13 protein-coding genes and 1 pseudogene are annotated in these 17971 nt (G+C 68.2%); 6 read left to right on the top strand and 8 right to left on the bottom strand.

Annotation, left to right across the window (positions count from 1 at the left end):
• Positions 1-17 precede the first annotated feature (17 nt).
• Both INR38_RS03810 and INR38_RS03805 read right to left on the bottom strand, forming a co-directional pair.
• Positions 18-1175 (bottom strand): acyl-CoA dehydrogenase family protein, encoded by a 1158-nt coding sequence (locus INR38_RS03810; protein WP_034397559.1) that lies wholly within the window; start codon positions 1173-1175, stop codon positions 18-20.
• 88 nt (positions 1176-1263) lie between these two features.
• Positions 1264-3327: an acetoacetate--CoA ligase gene (locus tag INR38_RS03805; protein WP_207442502.1), complete on the bottom strand. Its 2064-nt coding sequence runs from the start codon at positions 3325-3327 to the stop codon at positions 1264-1266.
• Positions 3328-3522: 195 nt separating this feature from the next.
• Here INR38_RS03805 and INR38_RS03800 point away from each other — a divergent pair, with 195 nt between their 5' ends.
• From INR38_RS03800 to INR38_RS03790, 3 genes are all read left to right on the top strand, one after another.
• A complete protein-coding gene (locus tag INR38_RS03800; protein WP_012202026.1) occupies positions 3523-4830 on the top strand; it encodes a solute carrier family 23 protein in 1308 nt (435 codons plus the stop codon).
• Between the two features lie 207 nt (positions 4831-5037).
• Positions 5038-6552, top strand: a complete 1515-nt coding sequence (locus INR38_RS03795; RefSeq protein WP_012202025.1) for an acetyl-CoA hydrolase/transferase family protein — start codon at positions 5038-5040, stop codon at positions 6550-6552.
• 130 nt (positions 6553-6682) lie between these two features.
• Positions 6683-7156 carry a hotdog fold thioesterase gene (locus tag INR38_RS03790; protein ID WP_012202024.1) on the top strand — a complete coding sequence of 158 codons (474 nt, stop codon included), beginning with the start codon at positions 6683-6685 and terminating at the stop codon, positions 7154-7156.
• Here the strand turns inward: INR38_RS03790 and INR38_RS03785 are convergent, their stop codons facing one another.
• The 6 genes and pseudogenes from INR38_RS03785 to INR38_RS03760 all read right to left on the bottom strand — a co-directional run bounded on the left by INR38_RS03785 (position 7157) and on the right by INR38_RS03760 (position 13537).
• Positions 7157-7858, bottom strand: coding sequence for an ABC transporter ATP-binding protein (locus tag INR38_RS03785; RefSeq protein ID WP_207442547.1), 702 nt, complete (start codon positions 7856-7858; stop codon positions 7157-7159).
• Positions 7859-7862: 4 nt separating this feature from the next.
• Complete coding sequence (locus INR38_RS03780) at positions 7863-8621, bottom strand: ABC transporter ATP-binding protein (RefSeq protein WP_180318462.1); 759 nt, start codon at positions 8619-8621, stop codon at positions 7863-7865.
• Positions 8614-9699 (bottom strand): branched-chain amino acid ABC transporter permease, encoded by a 1086-nt coding sequence (locus INR38_RS03775; protein WP_207442501.1) that lies wholly within the window; start codon positions 9697-9699, stop codon positions 8614-8616. Before INR38_RS03775 ends, INR38_RS03780 begins: the two co-directional genes overlap by 8 nt.
• A gap of 3 nt (positions 9700-9702) precedes the next feature.
• Positions 9703-10575: a branched-chain amino acid ABC transporter permease gene (locus INR38_RS03770; protein WP_013799989.1), complete on the bottom strand. Its 873-nt coding sequence runs from the start codon at positions 10573-10575 to the stop codon at positions 9703-9705.
• Between the two features lie 42 nt (positions 10576-10617).
• Positions 10618-11781, bottom strand: a complete 1164-nt coding sequence (locus INR38_RS03765) for an ABC transporter substrate-binding protein (RefSeq protein WP_207442500.1) — start codon at positions 11779-11781, stop codon at positions 10618-10620.
• A gap of 164 nt (positions 11782-11945) precedes the next feature.
• Positions 11946-13537 (bottom strand): annotated as a pseudogene (locus INR38_RS03760) (benzoate-CoA ligase family protein).
• 174 nt (positions 13538-13711) lie between these two features.
• Between INR38_RS03760 and INR38_RS03755 the strand changes: the two are divergent.
• From INR38_RS03755 to boxB, 3 genes are all read left to right on the top strand, one after another.
• The gene (locus tag INR38_RS03755; RefSeq protein ID WP_207442499.1) at positions 13712-14626 is read left to right on the top strand and encodes a helix-turn-helix transcriptional regulator; all 915 of its coding nucleotides are present in this window, start codon (positions 13712-13714) and stop codon (positions 14624-14626) included.
• A gap of 194 nt (positions 14627-14820) precedes the next feature.
• Positions 14821-16491 carry a 2,3-epoxybenzoyl-CoA dihydrolase gene (gene boxC / locus INR38_RS03750; RefSeq protein ID WP_207442498.1) on the top strand — a complete coding sequence of 557 codons (1671 nt, stop codon included), beginning with the start codon at positions 14821-14823 and terminating at the stop codon, positions 16489-16491.
• A gap of 38 nt (positions 16492-16529) precedes the next feature.
• Positions 16530-17957, top strand: coding sequence for a benzoyl-CoA 2,3-epoxidase subunit BoxB (boxB, locus tag INR38_RS03745; RefSeq protein WP_099732588.1), 1428 nt, complete (start codon positions 16530-16532; stop codon positions 17955-17957).
• Positions 17958-17971: the final 14 nt, after the last annotated feature.

The raw sequence follows: 17971 nt of genomic DNA, 5'->3' as shown, positions 1-17971 counted from the left end.
CTCAAGGGGAACCTTATTCAACGCAGGCCGAGGCCACGCGCGATCATTCCGCGCAGGATGTCGCGCGTGCCGCCGCGCAGCGAGTACGAAGGTGCCACCTCGGTCACGTAGTTGAGGGTGCGCAGCAGCTCCAGCGGAACCTCGGACGCCTCGCGTGCGAACAGGTCGTCGGCGATGGCGGCGGGAATGGACTGCTCCAGCGTCGTGCCCAGCTCCTTGACCAGGGCCGCCTCGACGATGGGGCTTTCGCCGCGCACCAGCTTGTCCTGCACGGCCACCGACATGGCGCGCAGCGGGGCCAGCTCGGTGAACACGCGGCCGGCCAGGCGCAGCGCGCCTTCGCTGCGCTCGCCCGTTGCACGCAGCCAGGCCAGCCATTCGTCGAACAGCACGATGCTGGAGAACAGCCGCTCGGGTCCGCTGCGCTCGAAGGCCAGCTCGGCCGTGACCTGCTCCCAGCCCTGGCCTTCCTGGCCGATCAGGGCGTCGGGCGGCAGCTGCACGTTGTCGAAGAAGACTTCGCAGAAATGGCTGTCGCCCGAGAGGTCGGTGATGGGCCGCACGGTCACGCCCGGCAGCGACAGGTCCACGATGACCTGGGACAGCCCCTTGTGCCGGTCACCCGCCTCGCCCGAGGTGCGCACCAGGGCGATCATGTAGTGGCAGTGGTGGGCGTTGGTGGTCCAGATCTTCTGGCCGTTGAGCACGAAGCCCTTGTCGTTCGGCGCGGCGCGCGTCTTCACGCTGGCCAGGTCCGAGCCCGCGCCGGGCTCGCTCATGCCAATGCAAAAGAAGGCCTCGCCCCGGCAGATGCGCGGCAGGTAGAACCGCTTTTGCGCCTCGGTGCCGTACTTGAGGATCAGCGGGCCGCTCTGGCGGTCGGCAATCCAGTGCGAGCCCACGGGCGCGCCGCAGGCCAGGTATTCCTCCACCAGCACATAGCGCGTGAAGGCGCTGCGCCCGCCACCGCCGTACTCGCGCGGCAGGGTGACGCCAATCCAGCCCTTTTCGCCCAGTTGCCGGCTCAGTTCGGCGCTGTAGCCGCCCCAGGAGCGCGCACGCACATGGGGCGGCAGGCCGCTTATGGCCTGGGCGAGGAAGGCGCGCACCTCGGCGCGCAGGGCTTCGTCCTCGGCGGGGATGCGGGTCAGGGCAAGGGAATCAAGCACGCTCATTGCAGGGCTCCATGGTTGGACCCCACTCTAGGCAGCCAGTCTGTCGCAGTCCAATATTAAAAACCGAGCCACTGATACCGTTTGAATATCAGGCGGCCTGTGCCTTGGCATGCTGCGCCGCAAAGCCCACATACCAGTCCAGGCAGCCCGGGTTGGCCATGGCCTCCTTGTTGACCACCTTGTCCAGCGGCTGGCCCAGCATCAGCTTCTTGATGGGCAGCTCCTGCTTCTTGCCGCTGAGCGTGCGCGGGATCTCGGCCACCTGCACGATCTCGTCGGGCACGAAGCGCGGCGACAGGGCCTGGCGGATGGCGCCCTGCAGGCGCGCGCGCAGGGCGTCGTCCAGATCCACGCCCGGGCGCAGCACCACGAACAGCGGCATGTAGCTTTCGCGGCCCAGGTATTCGAGGTCCACGACCATGGAGTCCAGCACTTCGGGCAGGGCCTCGACGGCGCTGTAGATCTCGCTGGTGCCCATGCGCAGGCCGTGGCGGTTGATGGTGGCGTCGCTGCGGCCGTAGATGATGCAGCCGCCCTCCGGGAGGATGCGTATCCAGTCGCCGTGGCGCCAGACCGGGCCCATGGCGGCGGGGCCGTCGCCGCCGCCGGGCGCGCGGCCATGGCCGGCCGGGTACATGTCGAAGTAGCTGGACAGGTAGCGCTTGCCGTCCGCATCGCCCCACAGGTACAGGGGCATGGAGGGAATGGGCTGGGTGCAGACCAGCTCGCCCACCTCGTCGATGACGGGCTGGCCCTGCTCGTTCCACGCCTCCACGGCCGCGCCCAGCTGGCGGCACTGCATGATGCCCGGCTGCTGCGGCAGTTCGCGGTGGCCACCGATGAAGGCGCCCGCAAAGTCGGTGCCCCCCGAGATGTTGTTCCACCAGATGTCAGGCCGCCCCATGCTGGCGAACTGCGCCGTGCCCCAGCTTTGCACCTCCGGCGACAGCGGCGAGCCCGTGGTGCCCAAGCTGCGGATGCGCGACAGGTCGCCGCACTGGGCCAGGTCCACGCCGGCCTTCATGCAGTTGGCGTAGAAGGCCGCGCCCGAGCCGAAGCTGGTCACGCCGGTCTCGGCCGCGAAGCGCCACAGCACGCCCCAGTCGGGCCTGTCCTTGCTGCCGCCGGGGCTGCCGTCGAAGATCACGCAGGTGGTGCCGCCCAGCAGGCCCGAGACCTGGGCGTTCCACATCACCCAGCCCGTGGAGCTGTACCAGTGGTAGCGCTCGCCCCAGCTGTTGGGGTGGTAGCTGCAGCCCACGTCGTTGTGCAGGGCCTTGAGCTGCAGGGCCACCAGCACCATGCCGCCATGGCCGTGGACGATGGGCTTGGGCAGGCCGGTGGTGCCGCTGGAGTAGACGATCCACAGCGGATGGTCGAAGGGCAGCCATTCGGGCTCGAAGGCCGCCGTGGCCGCGTCGTCGCGCGCTGTGACTTGGCCGTAGTCGGCGGCATCGGCCAGCCTCGCCTGCAGATCCAGGTTGGGCACAAGGACCACATGCTCCACGCTGGGCAGGCCTGCGCGCAGCTCCGCCAGCACGGCCATGCGGTCGATATCGCGCCCGGCGTAGTGCACGCCATCGACGGCGATCAGCGCCTTGGGCGCGATCTGGCGAAAGCGGTCCAGCACCGCGTTGGTGCCCATGTCGGGCGCGCAGATGCTCCAGACGGCGCCCAGGCTGGCCGTGGCCAGCAGGGCGACCATGGCCTCGGGAATGTTGGGCAGGTAGGCGGCCACGCGGTCGCCGCGGCCCACGCCCTGGGCTTTCAGGTGCAGGGCCAGGGCGGCGACCTGCCGGCGCAGGTCGGGCCAGGACAGTTCGCGGTGGCGGCCCGTCTCGTTGCGGCTGACCACGGCGGGCATGCCTGCCGCATGGGCGGCATCCACATGGCGCAGCGCCTGGCGCGTGTAGTTGATCTGGGCACCCGGAAACCACTGGGCGCCGGGCATGGTGTTGCGCTCCAGCACGGCCGTGTGCGGCGTGGGCGACTGCAGCGCGTTGTAGTCCCAGATGCTTTGCCAGAAGGCGTCCAGGTCGGTGACCGACCAGCGCCACAGCGCGTCGTAGCTGTCGAACTGCAGGCCGTGGCGCTCGCGCAGCCAGTCCTGGTACAGGCGGATCTGGGGGATGAAGGCAGGGGTATGGCTCATGACCGGCCACGGTACGCGCGCGCTGCCCGCGAGCCCAGACGGGAAAGCCACTAGCCTGGCACCTGGGCGACAAAGTCTGCGGGCCGGATCGCGTATCTCCGCACAAACACTGGGAAAAAATTTCCGCTCCACCCCACCTGCCAGAAAACAAATGCCTCTAATATCGCGCCAATTTTTTACAAGGAGCGATGCCACATGGGCCTTTTCCAATGGACGGAAAAATCCGCCAACCAGCTGCAACGGGGAGGCGTGATCGGCCCCGATGAGCGCCTGCCCTGGCCCCAGACCGGGCTGATGGGCATACAGCACGTGATCGCCATGTTCGGCTCCACCGTGCTGGCGCCCATCCTCATGGGGTTCGACCCCAACGTGGCCGTGCTCATGAGCGGCATCGGCACGCTGATCTTCTTCCTGATCACGGGCGGCAAGGTGCCCAGCTACCTGGGCTCGTCCTTTGCCTTCATCGGCGTGGTGATCGCCGCCACGGCCTATGGCGGCAAGGGCGCCAACGGCAACATCGGCGTGGCGCTGGGCGGCATCATTGCCTGCGGCGCGGTCTATGCGCTGATCGGCCTGGTGGTGCAGATGGTGGGCACGCGCTGGATCGAGCGCTTCATGCCGCCCGTGGTCACGGGCGCCGTGGTGGCCGTGATCGGGCTGAACCTGGCGGCCATCCCCGTCAAGAACATGGCGGCCAACAACTTCGAATCGTGGATGCAGGCCCTGACCTTCGTCTGCGTGGGCCTGGTGGCCGTGTTCACGCGCGGCATGGTGCAGCGCCTGCTGATCCTGGTGGGCCTGATCGCCGCCAGCCTGCTGTACGGCCTGTTCACCAATGTGCTGGGCATGGGCAAGCCCGTGGACCTGTCGGGCGTGATCAACGCCGCCTGGTTCGGCCTGCCCCAGTTCCACGCGCCCGTGTTCAGCGGCCCGGCCATGGTGCTCATCGTGCCCGTGGTCATCATCCTGGTGGCCGAGAACCTGGGCCACATCAAGGCCGTGACCGCCATGACCGGCAAGAACCTGGACCAGTACATGGGCCGGGCCTTCATCGGCGACGGCGTGGCCACCATGGTCAGCGGCGCGGCCGGCGGCACCGGCGTGACCACCTATGCCGAGAACATCGGCGTGATGGCCGCCACGCGCATCTACTCGACGGCCGTGTTCTTCGTGGCCGCCGTCCTGGCGGTGCTGCTGGGCTTCTCGCCCAAGTTCGGCGCGCTGATCCAGGCGATCCCGCTGCCCGTGATGGGCGGCGTGTCCATCGTGGTGTTCGGCCTGATCGCCGTGGCCGGCGCCAAGATCTGGGTGGACAACCGCGTGGACTTCTCGCAGAACAAGAACCTGATCGTGGCGGCCATCACCCTGATCCTGGGCACGGGCGACTTCACGCTCAAGTTCGGCGACTTCGCGCTGGGCGGCATCGGGACCGCGACTTTCGGCGCCATCATCCTGTACGCGCTGCTGGATCATGCACGCGACGATCAGCCACTGATTCACTGAATGTGAGCACACGCAAACATTCTTTGAGCCTTTGACTGCGCGGCAGGGCCTTTACGGGGAAACCCGAAGCCCCCTGCCAGCGCTGCTACCATCGGTTTCCGGAGATATACCGCCCTTGCGTTCTTGCATGGGGCGGTTTTTTTTAGGCTTGCAAGCCAGCGCTGCGGCACCCTGCCGGCTGGCGCGAGCCGTCAGCCGGAGCCATAGATGTCCCTCGCAGACCGCGTACGTTTCCCAGAATTCCTTTCGCGCACCATGACGGCCGAGCAGGCCGCCGCCCTGATCCCCCACGGCGTCAACGTCGGCATGAGCGGATTCACGGGCGCGGGCTACCCCAAGGCCCTGCCCCAGGCCATCGCCCAGCACGCCAAGAGCGAACACGCGGCCGGCCGGCCCTACAAGATCAATGTCTGGACCGGCGCCTCCACGGCCGCCGAGATGGACGGCGCCCTGGCCGAGGCCGGCGCACTGGGCCAGCGCCTGCCCTTCAACACCGACCCGACCTGCCGCGCCAGGATCAATGCCGGCGAGATCGACTTCATCGACATGCACCTGTCCCACGTGGCCCAGCATGCGTGGTTCGGCTTCCTGGGCCCCATGAGCGTGGCCGTGGTCGAGGTGCTGGGCGTGACCGAGGACGGACGCCTCATCCCCTCCACCGCCGTGGGCAACAACAAGACCTGGCTGGAGATCGCCGACAAGGTGATCCTGGAGGTCAACACCAAGCCGCCGGCCAAGATGGAAGGCATGCACGACATCTACTACGGCACGGCCATCCCGCCGCGCCGCGTGCCCATTGCCCTGACCCATGCCGATGACCGCATCGGCGAGCCCTACCTGCGCGTGGACCCGGCCAAGGTGGTCGCCGTGGTCGAAACCCACAAGGGCGACCGCGACAACGTCTTCGCCCAGCCCGACGCCAACTCCAACCTGATCGCCGCGTCCATCATCGACTTCCTCGCGCACGAGATGAAGATGGGCCGCCTGCCCAAGGAGATGCTGCCCATCCAGTCGGGCGTGGGCAACGTGGCCAACGCCGTGCTGGCCGGCCTGCTGACGGGGCCGTTCGAGAACCTGCTGGGCTTCACCGAGGTGCTGCAGGACGGCATGCTGGACCTGCTGCGCGCAGGCAAGATGAGCCGCGCCTCGGCCACCTCGATCTCGCTGTCCGGCAGCGCCTACAGGGACTTCGAGGAGAACATCGACTTCTACCGCGAGCGCATCATCCTGCGCCCCCAGGAGATCAGCAACCACCCCGAGCTGGTGCGCCGCCTGGGCGTGATCGCCATGAACTCCATGATCGAGGCCGACATCTACGGCAACATCAACTCCACCCACGTCATGGGCACGGGGATGATGAACGGCATCGGCGGCTCGGGCGACTTCGCGCGCAACGGCTACCTGTCCTTCTTCGTCACGCCCTCGGTGGCCAAGGGCGGCAAGATCAGCTGCATCGTGCCCATGTGCTCGCATGTGGACCATACCGAGCACGACACGCAGATCATCGTCACCGAGCAGGGCCTGGCCGACCTGCGCGGCCTGTCGCCGCGCAAGCGCGCCCAGGTCATCATCGACCGCTGCGCCCATCCCGACTTCCGCCCCCAGCTGCAGGACTACTTCGACCGCGCCCAGCGCCAGGGCGCGCTGCACACGCCCCACATCCTGGGCGAAGCGCTGAGCTGGCACCAGCGCTTTGTCGAAACGGGCGACATGCGCGCCTGAACCGCGCAAGCGCGCCAGCGCGCAGTCTCCTGGGCTACAGGCGGCCATCGGCATGGCTGCCCGGACTGGCGTAGCATGCAAGGACGGCCCACGGGGCCGTCTTTTTCGTTGCACCCACAGGACTTCTCCCATGCCGATCTGGAAGCGCAGCTTCACCCTTGAAGACATCACCTCGCTGAGCGCCGACACGGCCGTCTCGCACCTGGGCATCGAGTTCACCGAGATCGGTGACGACTTCCTGCGCGGCCGCGTGCACGTGGACCAGCGCACCTGCCAGCCCTACGGCATCCTGCACGGCGGCGTGAACGTGGTGCTGGCCGAGACCCTGGGCTCGGTGGCCGCGGCCTGCTCCATCCCCGAGGGCTGGCGCAGCGTGGGCCTGAACGTCTCGGCCAACCATGTGCGCGCCGCGCGCCAGGGCTGGGTCACGGGCACGGCCCGCCCCGTGCACCTGGGCCAGACCACCCATGTCTGGGCCATCGAACTGCACGACGAAACCGGCCGCCTGACCTGCACCTGCAGCCTGACCATGGCGCTGCTGCCGCCCACGCATGCGCAGAACGTCAAGCTTGCCGCGCAGCCGCCGGTGGCGGCACAGCCCTGATCAAACCCCCAGCAACTCCGACAGGCGCTCCGGCTGCGCCAGCAGCTCCCGCGAGTCGGCCTGCAGCGCCAGTCGGCCCTTGGCCATGACCACGGCGCGGTCGGTGTGGGCCAGGACCTTTTTGTAGTCGCGGTCCACGATCAGGGTGGAGATGCCGGTGCTGCGGATGGCGGCGATCACGCGCCAGATTTCGGCGACGACCAGGGGGGCCAGGCCTTCGGTGGCTTCGTCGAGGATGAGCAGGCGCGGATGCGTCATCAGCGCGCGGCCTATGGACAGCATCTGCTGCTCGCCGCCTGAGAGCTGGTCGCCGCCGTTGGACAGCCGCTCCGCAAGCCGGGGGAAGGTGTCGAGCACGCGCTCCAGCGTCCAGTGGCGCTCTCCCTGCAGGCCGGGGCGGGCGCTCATGACCAGGTTCTCGCGCACGCTGAGGTTGGGGAAGATGCCGCGCCCCTCTGGCACATAGCCAATGCCCAGCCGCGCCATGCGCTCGGGCGGCGCGCCCGTGCAGTCGCGGCCATCGGCGCGCAGGCGGCCGGAGCGTGCCGGCACATAGCCCATGAGTGTGCGGATCAGCGTGGTCTTGCCCATGCCGTTGCGCCCCAGCAGGCCCACGGCCTGGCCCGCGCCCAGCGCCAAGCTCACGCCCTGCAGGATGTGGCTGTCGCCGTAGTAGGTATGCAGCTCGTCGATGGCGAACATGGGCTCAGTCATCGTCTTCTCCGAGATAGGCAGTACGGACCACGGGATCGACACGGATCTGCGCTGGCGTGCCCGTGGCCACCACGCTGCCGTTGACCATCACGGTGATGCGGTCGGCGATGCGGAACACGGCGTCCATGTCGTGCTCGACCAGCAGTACCGCATGGCCGCGCTTGAGCTCCTGCAGCAGGGCCAGCATGCGCTCGGTCTCCTCGGCGCCCATGCCGGCCAGCGGTTCGTCCAGCAGCAGCACGCGCGGGCCGGTGGCCAGGCACATGGCCACTTCCAGCTGGCGCTTGGCGCCGTGGCTCAGCGTGCCGGCCACGGCCTGGGCCTGCCCGGCCAGGCCCGCACGCTCCAGGGCCGCATGGGCCTGGCGCAGGCTGGCCGCGCAGCGCTGTGCGGACAGACCCAGCTGCCAGGGCCTGAGCGCCATCTGCGCCTGGGCCGCGAGCCGGCAGTTCTCCAGCGCCGAGAACTCGGGAAAGATGGTGGTGCGCTGGTAGCTGCGGCCCACGCCGGCACGCGCACGCCGGGGCTGGGGCATGCGCGTGACGTCCTGGCCGGCGAGCGCAATGCGCCCCGCGCTGGCCGCCAGTTCGCCCGAGAGCATGTTGACCAGGGTGGACTTGCCCGCGCCGTTGGTGCCGATCACGGCATGAACCTCGCCCTCGTGCAGGTCCAGGTCCACGTCGCCCACGGCCGTGAGCCCGCCGAAGCGGCGCGTGAGGCCGCGCACCGAAAGCAGTGCCGCATCAGCCATGTCCGGCCTCCTTGTGGTGGACCTCGTTGTGCACTCCAGCGCGTTGCCGTGCAAGGCCCGCCAGCCCGATCAGCCCCATCAGTCCTTTCGGCAGCAGGGCCACGAGCACGATGATGGCCAGGCCCAGGCTCAGCTGCCAGTGGTCGGCCATGGGGCCGACGATGGCATGCGTGGACAGCACCTCCTTGAGCGCGATGAAGGCCACCGTGCCCAGCACGGCGCCGCGCAGCGAGCCCAGGCCGCCGAGGATGACCATCAGCAGCACCTCGCCCGAGTGGTGCCAGGACAGCAGCTCGGGGTTGACCACGGCATCGCGCACCGCCAGCAAAAAGCCTGCCACGCCAGCCAGCATGCCGGCCAGCACGAAGGCCGCGAGCTTGTACCCGTAGGTGGTGAAGCCGGCCGCACGCATGCGCTGTTCGTTGACGCGTATGCCCGCCAGCGCCGCGCCTAAGCGCGACTGGCGCAGCCCGGCCAGGAAGGCATAGACCAGCATCAGGGCGGCCAGCACCACGTAGTACTGCACGCGCGGGATTTCCATGTCGATGGCGCCCAGCGCGGGCCGGGCCATCAGGTAGATGCCATCGCTGCCGCCGCCGATGCCCGTGTCATGGACCACGAAGTAGGCCATCTGTGCGAAGGCCAGCGTCACCATGATGAAGTAGATGCCGCGCGTGCGCAGGCTCAGCAGGCCCACCAGCAGCGCATAGCCGCCCGAGGCCAGCAGCGCCCAGCCCAGCATGGCCGGCAGGCTGCCGCCCTCGTTGCCTGCGGACAGCACGGCGGCATAGGCGCCCAGGCCCATGAAGGCCGCATGCCCCAGGCTCACCAGGCCCGTACCGCCCACCAGCAGCTGTAGGCTGAGCGCGAAGATGGCCAGGATCATGGTCTTGACCACCAGGCCCGACAGATAATCCGACCACCAGGGGCCGGCCAGCGCCAGCAGCGCCACGCAGGCCAGCGGCACGGCGCAGGCCTGCCATCGGCAGGCGCGCTGCGGCATCTCTACGGGCTGCACAGGCTGCAGGGGCTGCACGGCGGCCGCCAGCAGGGCCGGAGAAGGATTGGATACGGCCATTGTTCAGCTCCTTTGCCCCATCAGGCCCTGGGGCCGCCACACCAGCACCACCGCCATCAGCAGGTAGACGCTCATGCCGCTGAGCTCCTGGAAGAACAGCTTGCCGAAGGTATCGACAAAGCCCACCAGCAGCGAGGCCAGCAGCGCGCCCGTGATCGAGCCGATGCCGCCGATCACCACCACCACGAAGCAGATGATGAGCACGTTGCCGCCCATGCCCGGATAGACCGAACTCATGGGCGCGGCGATCATGCCTGCCAGTGCAGCCAGCGCCACGCCGATGGCGAAGACGATGCGGTACAGGCGCTTCACGTCGATGCCCAGGCCGCGCACCATGTCGCGGTTGCTGGCGCCCGCGCGCACCATCATTCCCAGGCGCGTGCGGTTGACCACCCAGTACAGCGCCAGCGCCACCAGCAGGCACACGCCCGAGGCGAACAGCCGGTACCACGGATAGCTCATGAGCCCGCCCAGCGAGAAGCTGCCCGACAGCCAGCCGGGCAGCGGCACGCCATGCACGTCGTTGCCCGCCAGCAGCGAGCGCAGCTCCTCGAACACCAGGATCAGCCCGAAGGTCATCAGCACCTGCTGCAGGTGCTCGCGCTCGTAGAGGTAGCTGAAGAAGGCCCACTCCAGCGCATAGCCCAGCACCACGGTCAGCGCCACGCCGGCCAGCAGCATGGTGATGAAGTGCTGGCCCAGCAGCGGGGACAGCGCAAAGGCCATGTAGGCGCCGATCATGTAGAAGCTGCCATGGGCCAGGTTGATCACGCCCATGATCCCGAAGATCAGCGTCAGGCCCGAGGCCAGCAGGAACAGCAGCAGCCCGTACTGGACGGCGTTCAGGCACTGCACGAGAAAGGTGGCAAGGTCCATGGCGATGTCCGTATGCGTCCGTATATGAGTGCGCCCCGCGCCTCACATGCGGCAGCCGCGGCCCGTATCGCCCAGGGCCTTGATGGCCACGCCCATGCGCTGGTTCTCCTTGCCCACGACCTTGCGCAGGTACATGTCCTGCACGGGGTTGTGCGACTTGCTGATGGTGAAGTCGCCGCGCGGGCTGGGGATGGTGGCCTTCTCGATGGCCTGGCGGAACTCGGCCTTCTTCGCGATGTCGCCGCCCGCCGCCTTCAGGCCCACGCCCAGCATCTGGGCGGCGTCGTAGCCCTGCACGGCATACACATCGGGCATCAGCTTGTAGGCCTGGGCATAGGCGGAGCGAAAGCGCCGGTCGCGCTCCGTGCCCAGCTCGTCGGCGTAGTGCAGCGTGGTCAGCACCCCCTGGGCGGCCTCGCCCTGGGCCTCCAGCGTGCCGTCGGTCAGAAAGCCCGAGCCGTACAGCGGGATGGTCTTGTGCAGGCCGGCCGCGTGGTAGTCCTTGACGAACTTGACGGCGCCCGCGCCCGCGAAGAAGGCAAACACCGCATCGGGCCTGGCGGCTGCGATCTCGGTCAGCAGGGCCTGGAACTCCACGTTGGGAAAGGGCACGGTGAGCTGCTTGCTGACCTTGCCGCCCTCCTTCTCGAAGCCTTCCTTGAAGGCATTGGTCATCTCCTCGCCGGCCGCGTATTTCCAGGTGATGGTCATGGCGGTTTTCCTGCCTTCCTGCCTGGCCGCCACCACGCCCATGGGATAGGAGGACTGCCAGTTGGAGAAGGACGAACGGAAGATGTTGGGCGCGCACATGGCGCCCGTGACCGCATCGGCGCCCGCATTGGGCACGATGAGCACGGTGCCGCTTTCCTTGGCCGCGCGCGCCATGGCCATGGCCACGCCCGAATGCACGGTGCCCACCAGCACATCGACCTTGTCGCGCTTGATCAGGCGGTTGACGTTGTCCGTGGCCTTGGCCGGATCGGACTCGTCATCGACCTTGAAGAACTCGATCTCGCGCCCGCCCAGCCTGCCGCCCTGCTCGCTCACGAACATGCGAAAGCCGTTCTCTATGGCCGAGCCCAGCGCCGCATAGGTGCCGCTGTAAGGCAGCATGAAGCCGACCTTGATCCTGTCCTGCGCATATGCGCCGCAGGACAGGGAGGCCGTCAGGGCGAGGACGGCCCAGTGTTTGCGATCGGTGTTCATGCGTGTCTCCTTGTGGTGGATGGGTCTTGCTTTGCGGGTCTTGCTCACACAATTCATTTCGGTTCTCCATGGCACTGCCACGCCCCTTGAAACTGGCGCGTCCCAAAGCGAGGGACACCGAGGAAGGGCCGCCCCGCACCGAGGGTGTCGTCCCCCTCCCTCGCTCAGCGAGTAGAGAGGGGGAAGCCGCGTAGCGGCTCAGGGGGTGTACTGGCCTCGCGCTCTCGGAGCCTGAAACGCTGGATCTTTCCGGTGGCGGTCTTGGGAAGTTCGTCCACGAACTCGATGAAGCGCGGGTACTTGTAGGCGGCCAGGCGCTGCTTCACGAAGGCCTTGAGTTCGGCCTCGGTGGCGCTGCAGCCGTCCTTGAGCACGACGAAGGACTTGGTCTTGAGCAGGCCGTCGGCGTCGGTCTTGCCGATCACGGCGGCCTCCAGCACGGCCGGGTGCTGCATCAGCGTGGCCTCGACCTCGAAGGGCGAGACATAGATGCCGCTGACCTTGAGCATGTCGTCGCTGCGCCCGGCATAGGTGTAGTAGCCATCGGCGTCGCGCACGTACTTGTCGCCGCTCTTGAGCCAGCCGCCCTGGAAGGTCTCGCGCGTTTTGTCGCGGTTGCCCCAGTACATGAGGGCGGCGCTGGGGCCCTGGATGAACAGGTCGCCCACCTCGCCATCGGCCACGGGGCGGCCGTCCTCGCCGCGCAGCTCCACGCAATAGCCGTCCACGGGCTTGCCCGTGGTGCCGTAGCGGATGTCGTCGGGCCGGTTGGACAGGAAGATGTGCAGCATCTCGGTGGAGCCGATGCCGTCCACGATGTCGGCGCCGAAATGCGCCTTGAAGCGCTGGGCGATCTCGGCCGGCAGCGCCTCGCCGGCCGAGGAGCACATGCGCAGGCTGACCTGCTCGCGCGCGGGCAGCAGCGGCGAGGCCAGCATGCCCGCAAAGCCCGTGGGCGCGCCGAAGAACACCGTGGGCCGGTGCTGCACCCAGCGCGCAAAGGTGGCCTCGGGTGTGGGCCGCTCGGCCATCAGCAGCACGGTGGCGCCCACGCTCAGCGGAAAGCTCAGGGCATTGCCCAGGCCGTAGGCGAAGTAGAGCTTGGCGGCGGAAAAGCAGATGTCGCCCGGCCCAGACCCAGCACCGGGCCGCCATAGAGTTCGGCCGTCCAGTACGGATTGGCATGCGTGTGGACCGCGCCCTTGGGCTTGCCCGTGGAGCCCGAGGAATACAGCCAGAAGCCCGGGTCATCGCCCAGCGTGGGCGCCGGTGCGGGCAGCGGCGGCTGCGCCGCCAGCCAGGGCTGCAGGGGCGCAAAGCCTGCGGCGCGCGCCGCCGCTTCGTCGCCGGCCACCCAGACATGGCGCACCTCGTTGGGCGCCCGGTCCAGCGCCTGGCGCAGCACGGGCAGCAGCGCATCGCAGGTCAGCACGGCCTGGGCGCGGCTGTGGCCCAGCATGTAGGCGTAGTCGTCGGCCGTGAGCAAGGTGTTCACCGCCACCGGCACCACGCCCGCATACAGCGCGCCCAGAAAGGCCACGGCCCATTCATGGCGGTCGTGCATGAGCAGCAGCACGCGTTCCTCGCGGTGGATGCCCGCCGCCAGCAGGCCGCTGGCCATGCGCTGCGCCTGCTGCTGCAGCTGGCCGTAGCTCAGCGTGCCGTGGTCGTCGATGTAGGCGATCTTGCCGGGCCGCCCCTCATCGAGCGCGAACAGGTGCGCGGCGAAATTGAAGGGCTGGGTGAAGTCGATCATCGGGGTCTCCTTCGACATCGGGCATCCGGCCCGACTTGTGATCTTCCGCACAACATGCAATATTGTGCGTGCATCAGAAAGATAGTTAGAACACCACCGAGCGTCAAGCACTATATTGCATGGCTGGTGTTAACCCCGACTGTTTATCATTCACGCCCTCTTCAAGGAAACTCTATGGACCAGTTCGAGACGGCAGCCCAGTCCGCCGGGGCGGCGGATTCCCTCTCAGAAGCCCCCAGGAACCAGGTGCTGCAGGCGCTGGGCGAGCGTGTGCGCAGCCTGCGCTCGCGCCGGGGCATGACGCGGCGCGCCCTGGCGGCGGCGGCCGATGTCTCGGAGCGCCACCTGGCCAACCTCGAATACGGCACGGGCAACGTGTCGGTGCTGGTCCTGCACCATATTGCACAGGCCCTGCAATGCTCCATGGCCGAGCTGCTGGGCGACGTGACCACCACCAGCGCCGAATGGCTGCTGATCCGCGAGCTGCTGGAAGGCCGCAATGAAGAGGACCTGCGCCGCGTGCGCCTGGCCGCAGGCGAGCTGCTGGGCACGGCGCCCAGCGACCGCCAGCGCCACACGCGCATTGCCCTGATCGGACTGCGCGGCGCAGGCAAGTCCACGCTGGGCCGCATGCTGGCCGAGCAGCTGGGCGTGCCCTTCCTCGAACTCAACCAGGAAATCGAGCGCATTGCGGGCTGCAGCGTGCGCGCCATCCACGACCTGTACGGTGCCAACGCCTACCGCCGCTACGAGCGCCGCGCGCTGGAGGAAGCCGTGCAGATCTACAGCGACGTGGTCATCGCCACGCCGGGCGGCATCGTCTCCGACCCGGCCACCTTCAACGAGCTGCTGTCGCACTGCACCACGGTCTGGCTCAAGGCCCAGCCCGAGGAGCACATGGCCCGCGTCGTGGCCCAGGGCGACACCCGCCCCATGGCCGCCAATCCCGAGGCCATGGACGATCTGCGCAGCATCCTCGAAGGCCGCGCCGGCTTCTACGCCAAGGCCGACCATGTGGTGGATACCAGCGGCCAGACGCTGGAGCAGAGCTTCGATCAGTTGAAGGCACTGTTCCTGCCCGTACGCTGAGACGGCGGCAGCAACCCACGGCATCCAGGCCCCAGGCCTGGATTTTTTTCGCCTGTGCTGGCTGGTGTTTACCCTGGATATGGCCAAAACACGCACTATCGTGCGTGTTGCTGCGTGCATCTTCTGGATGAATCTGCATAATTGTGCCTGCACCGTATCTGCGACTGCACTATTTTTCATCCAAGAGGCCGTCCATGCACCCGTCCAGCCCCACTGTCGATTACCGCACCGAGCCCGCCCAGTACCGCCACTGGTCGTTCACCGTCGAGGGCGCCATCGCCCGCATGCAGCTGAACATCGCCGAGGACGGCGGCATACGGCCCGGCTACAAGCTCAAGCTCAACAGCTACGACCTGGGCGTGGACATCGAGCTGCACGACGCGCTCAACCGCATCCGCTTCGAGCATCCGCAGGTGCGCACCGTCATCGTCACCAGCGGGCGCGACCGCATCTTCTGCTCGGGCGCCAACATCTTCATGCTGGGCGTGTCCAGCCATGCCTGGAAGGTGAACTTCTGCAAGTTCACGAACGAGACGCGCAACGGCATCGAGGACAGCTCGCGCCACTCGGGCCTGAAGTTCCTGGCCGCCGTCAACGGGGCCTGCGCGGGCGGCGGCTACGAGCTGGCCCTGGCCTGCGACGACATCGTGCTGATCGACGACCGCTCCTCCTCCGTCTCCCTGCCCGAGGTGCCGCTGCTGGGCGTGCTGCCCGGCACGGGCGGCCTCACGCGCGTGACCGACAAGCGCCATGTGCGCCATGACCTGGCCGACATCTTCTGCACCAGCGTCGAAGGCGTGCGCGGCCAGCGCGCCGTGGACTGGCGCCTGGTGGATGCCGTGGCCAAGCCCGCGCAGTTCGAGGCCGTGGTGGCCGAGCGCGCGCAGCGCCTGGCCGAGGGCAGCACGCGCCCCGCCAATGCGCAGGGCATCACGCTCACGCGCCTGGAGCGCGCGGCCACGGACGACGCGCTGCACTACCGCCATGTCAGCGTGCAGATCGACCGCGCGCGCCGCAGCGCCACGCTGACCGTGAAGGCGCCCACGCTTGGGCAAGGCCCGCAGCCCGCCACCCTCGAAGCCATCGAGCAGGCCGGCGACGCCTGGTGGCCGCTGGCCATGGGCCGCGAGCTGGACGACGCCATCCTGCACCTGCGCACCAACGAGCTGGACGTGGGCACCTGGCTGCTCAAGACCGAAGGCGATGCCGCCGCCGTGCTGGCCGCAGACGCAGCCCTGCTGGCCCACCAGGACCACTGGCTGGCGCGCGAGACGCTGGGCCTGCTGCGCCGCAGCTTTGCGCGGCTCGATGTGTCCTCGCGCACGCTGTTCGCGCTGATCGAGCCCGGCTCCTGCTTCGTGGGCATGCTGGCCGAGCTGGCCTTCGCGGCCGACCGCGCCTACATGCTGGTTCTGCCAGATGACACCGAGCGCGCCCCGCGCATCCAGCTGGACGAATTCAATTTCGGCCTGCTGCCCCTGGTCAACGACCAGTCGCGCCTGCAGCGCCGCTTCTACGAGGAGGCCGCGCCGCTGGAGGCCGCGCGCGCCGCCACGGGCCGCGCGCTGGACGGCGACCAGGCCCTGGCCCTGGGCCTGGTCACGGCCGCGCCCGACGACATCGACTGGGACGACGAGATCCGCATCGCCATGGAAGAGCGCGCCGCCATGTCGCCCGATGCGCTCACGGGCCTGGAAGCCAACCTGCGCTTTGCCAGCCGCGAGAACATGGTCACGCGCATCTTCGGGCGCCTGTCGGCCTGGCAGAACTGGATCTTCAACCGCCCCAATGCCGTGGGCGACAAGGGCGCTCTCAAGCTCTACGGCACGGGCCAGAAGGCCGGCTTCGACTTCAACCGCGTCTGACCGCAGGCACGCCCCGAAACATCCACGGAGACCCCACCATGAGCGCCATCAACTACAGCGAGAAGATCCCCAACAACGTCAACCTCGGCGAAGACCGCACCCTGCAGCGCGCGCTGGAGAGCTGGCAGCCCAACTTCCTGAACTGGTGGGGCGACGTGGGCCCCGAAGGCTCCACCGACTACGACGTCTACCTGCGCACCGCCATCAGCGTGGACCCCCAGGGCTGGGCCCAGTTCGGCCACGTGAAGATGCGCGACTACCGCTGGGGCATCTTCCTGAACCCGGCCGAGGCCGACCGCAAGGTGCACTTCGGCGACCACGCGGGCGAGAAGGCCTGGCAGGACGTGCCCGGCGAGCACCGCGCCAACCTGCGCCGCATCATCGTCACCCAGGGCGATACCGAGCCCGCCTCGGTGGAGCAGCAGCGCCACCTGGGCCTGACCGCGCCGTCCATGTACGACCTGCGCAACCTGTTCCAGGTCAACGTGGAGGAAGGCCGCCACCTGTGGGCCATGGTCTACCTGCTGCACAAGCATTTCGGCCGCGACGGCCGCGAGGAGGCCGAGGCCCTGCTGGAGCGCCAGTCCGGCGACGAGAACAACCCGCGCATCCTGGGCGCCTTCAACGAGAAGACGCCCGACTGGCTGTCCTTCTTCATGTTCACCTACTTCACCGACCGCGACGGCAAGTTCCAGCTGGCCGCGCTGGCCGAGAGCGCCTTCGACCCGCTGGCGCGCACCACCAAGTTCATGCTGACCGAGGAGGCCCACCACATGTTCGTGGGCGAGTCCGGCGTCTCGCGCGTGCTGCAGCGCACCTGCCAGGTCATGAACGAGCTGCGCACCGACGACGTGGGCCGCCTGCGCGCGGCCGGCGTGATCGACCTGCCCACGCTGCAGCGCTACCTGAACTTCCACTACAGCGTGACCATCGACCTGTTCGGCGCCGACCAGTCCAGCAATGCCGCCACCTTCTACAGCAGCGGCCTCAAGGGCCGCTACGAGGAAGGCAAGCGCACGGACGACCACCGCCTGCACGACCAGCACTACAAGGTGCTGGAGGTCGTGGACGGCAGGCTGCAGGAAAAGGAAGTGCCCATGCTCAACGCGCTCAACGAGGTGCTGCGCGACGACTACATCAAGGACTCCAACGCAGGCGTGGGCCGCTGGAACAAGGTCATGGAAAAGGCCGGCATCGACTTCCGCCTCACCGTGCCGCACAAGGCCTTCAACCGCCAGATCGGCGCGCTGGCCGGCGTGCGCATGAGCCCCGACGGCCGCGTGGTCAGCGAGCAGGAATGGCGCATGCGCGAGGCCGAATGGCTGCCCACGGACGCCGACCGCGCCTTCGTCGCCTCGCTCATGGGCCGCTGCGTGGAGCCGGGCCAGTTCGCGGGCTGGATCGCGCCGCCGGTCATGGGCATCAACCGCCAGCCCGTGGATTTCGAATACGTGCGCTTCAACTGAAGCGCCGCGCCAGC

The organism is Delftia sp. SD018, from assembly GCF_017355445.1.
GTDB classification, from domain to species: Bacteria; Pseudomonadota; Gammaproteobacteria; order Burkholderiales; family Burkholderiaceae_C; genus Comamonas; species Comamonas acidovorans.
The sequence above is the reverse complement of the archived record's forward strand: the minus strand, read 5'-3'. Positions and strand labels throughout refer to the sequence as shown.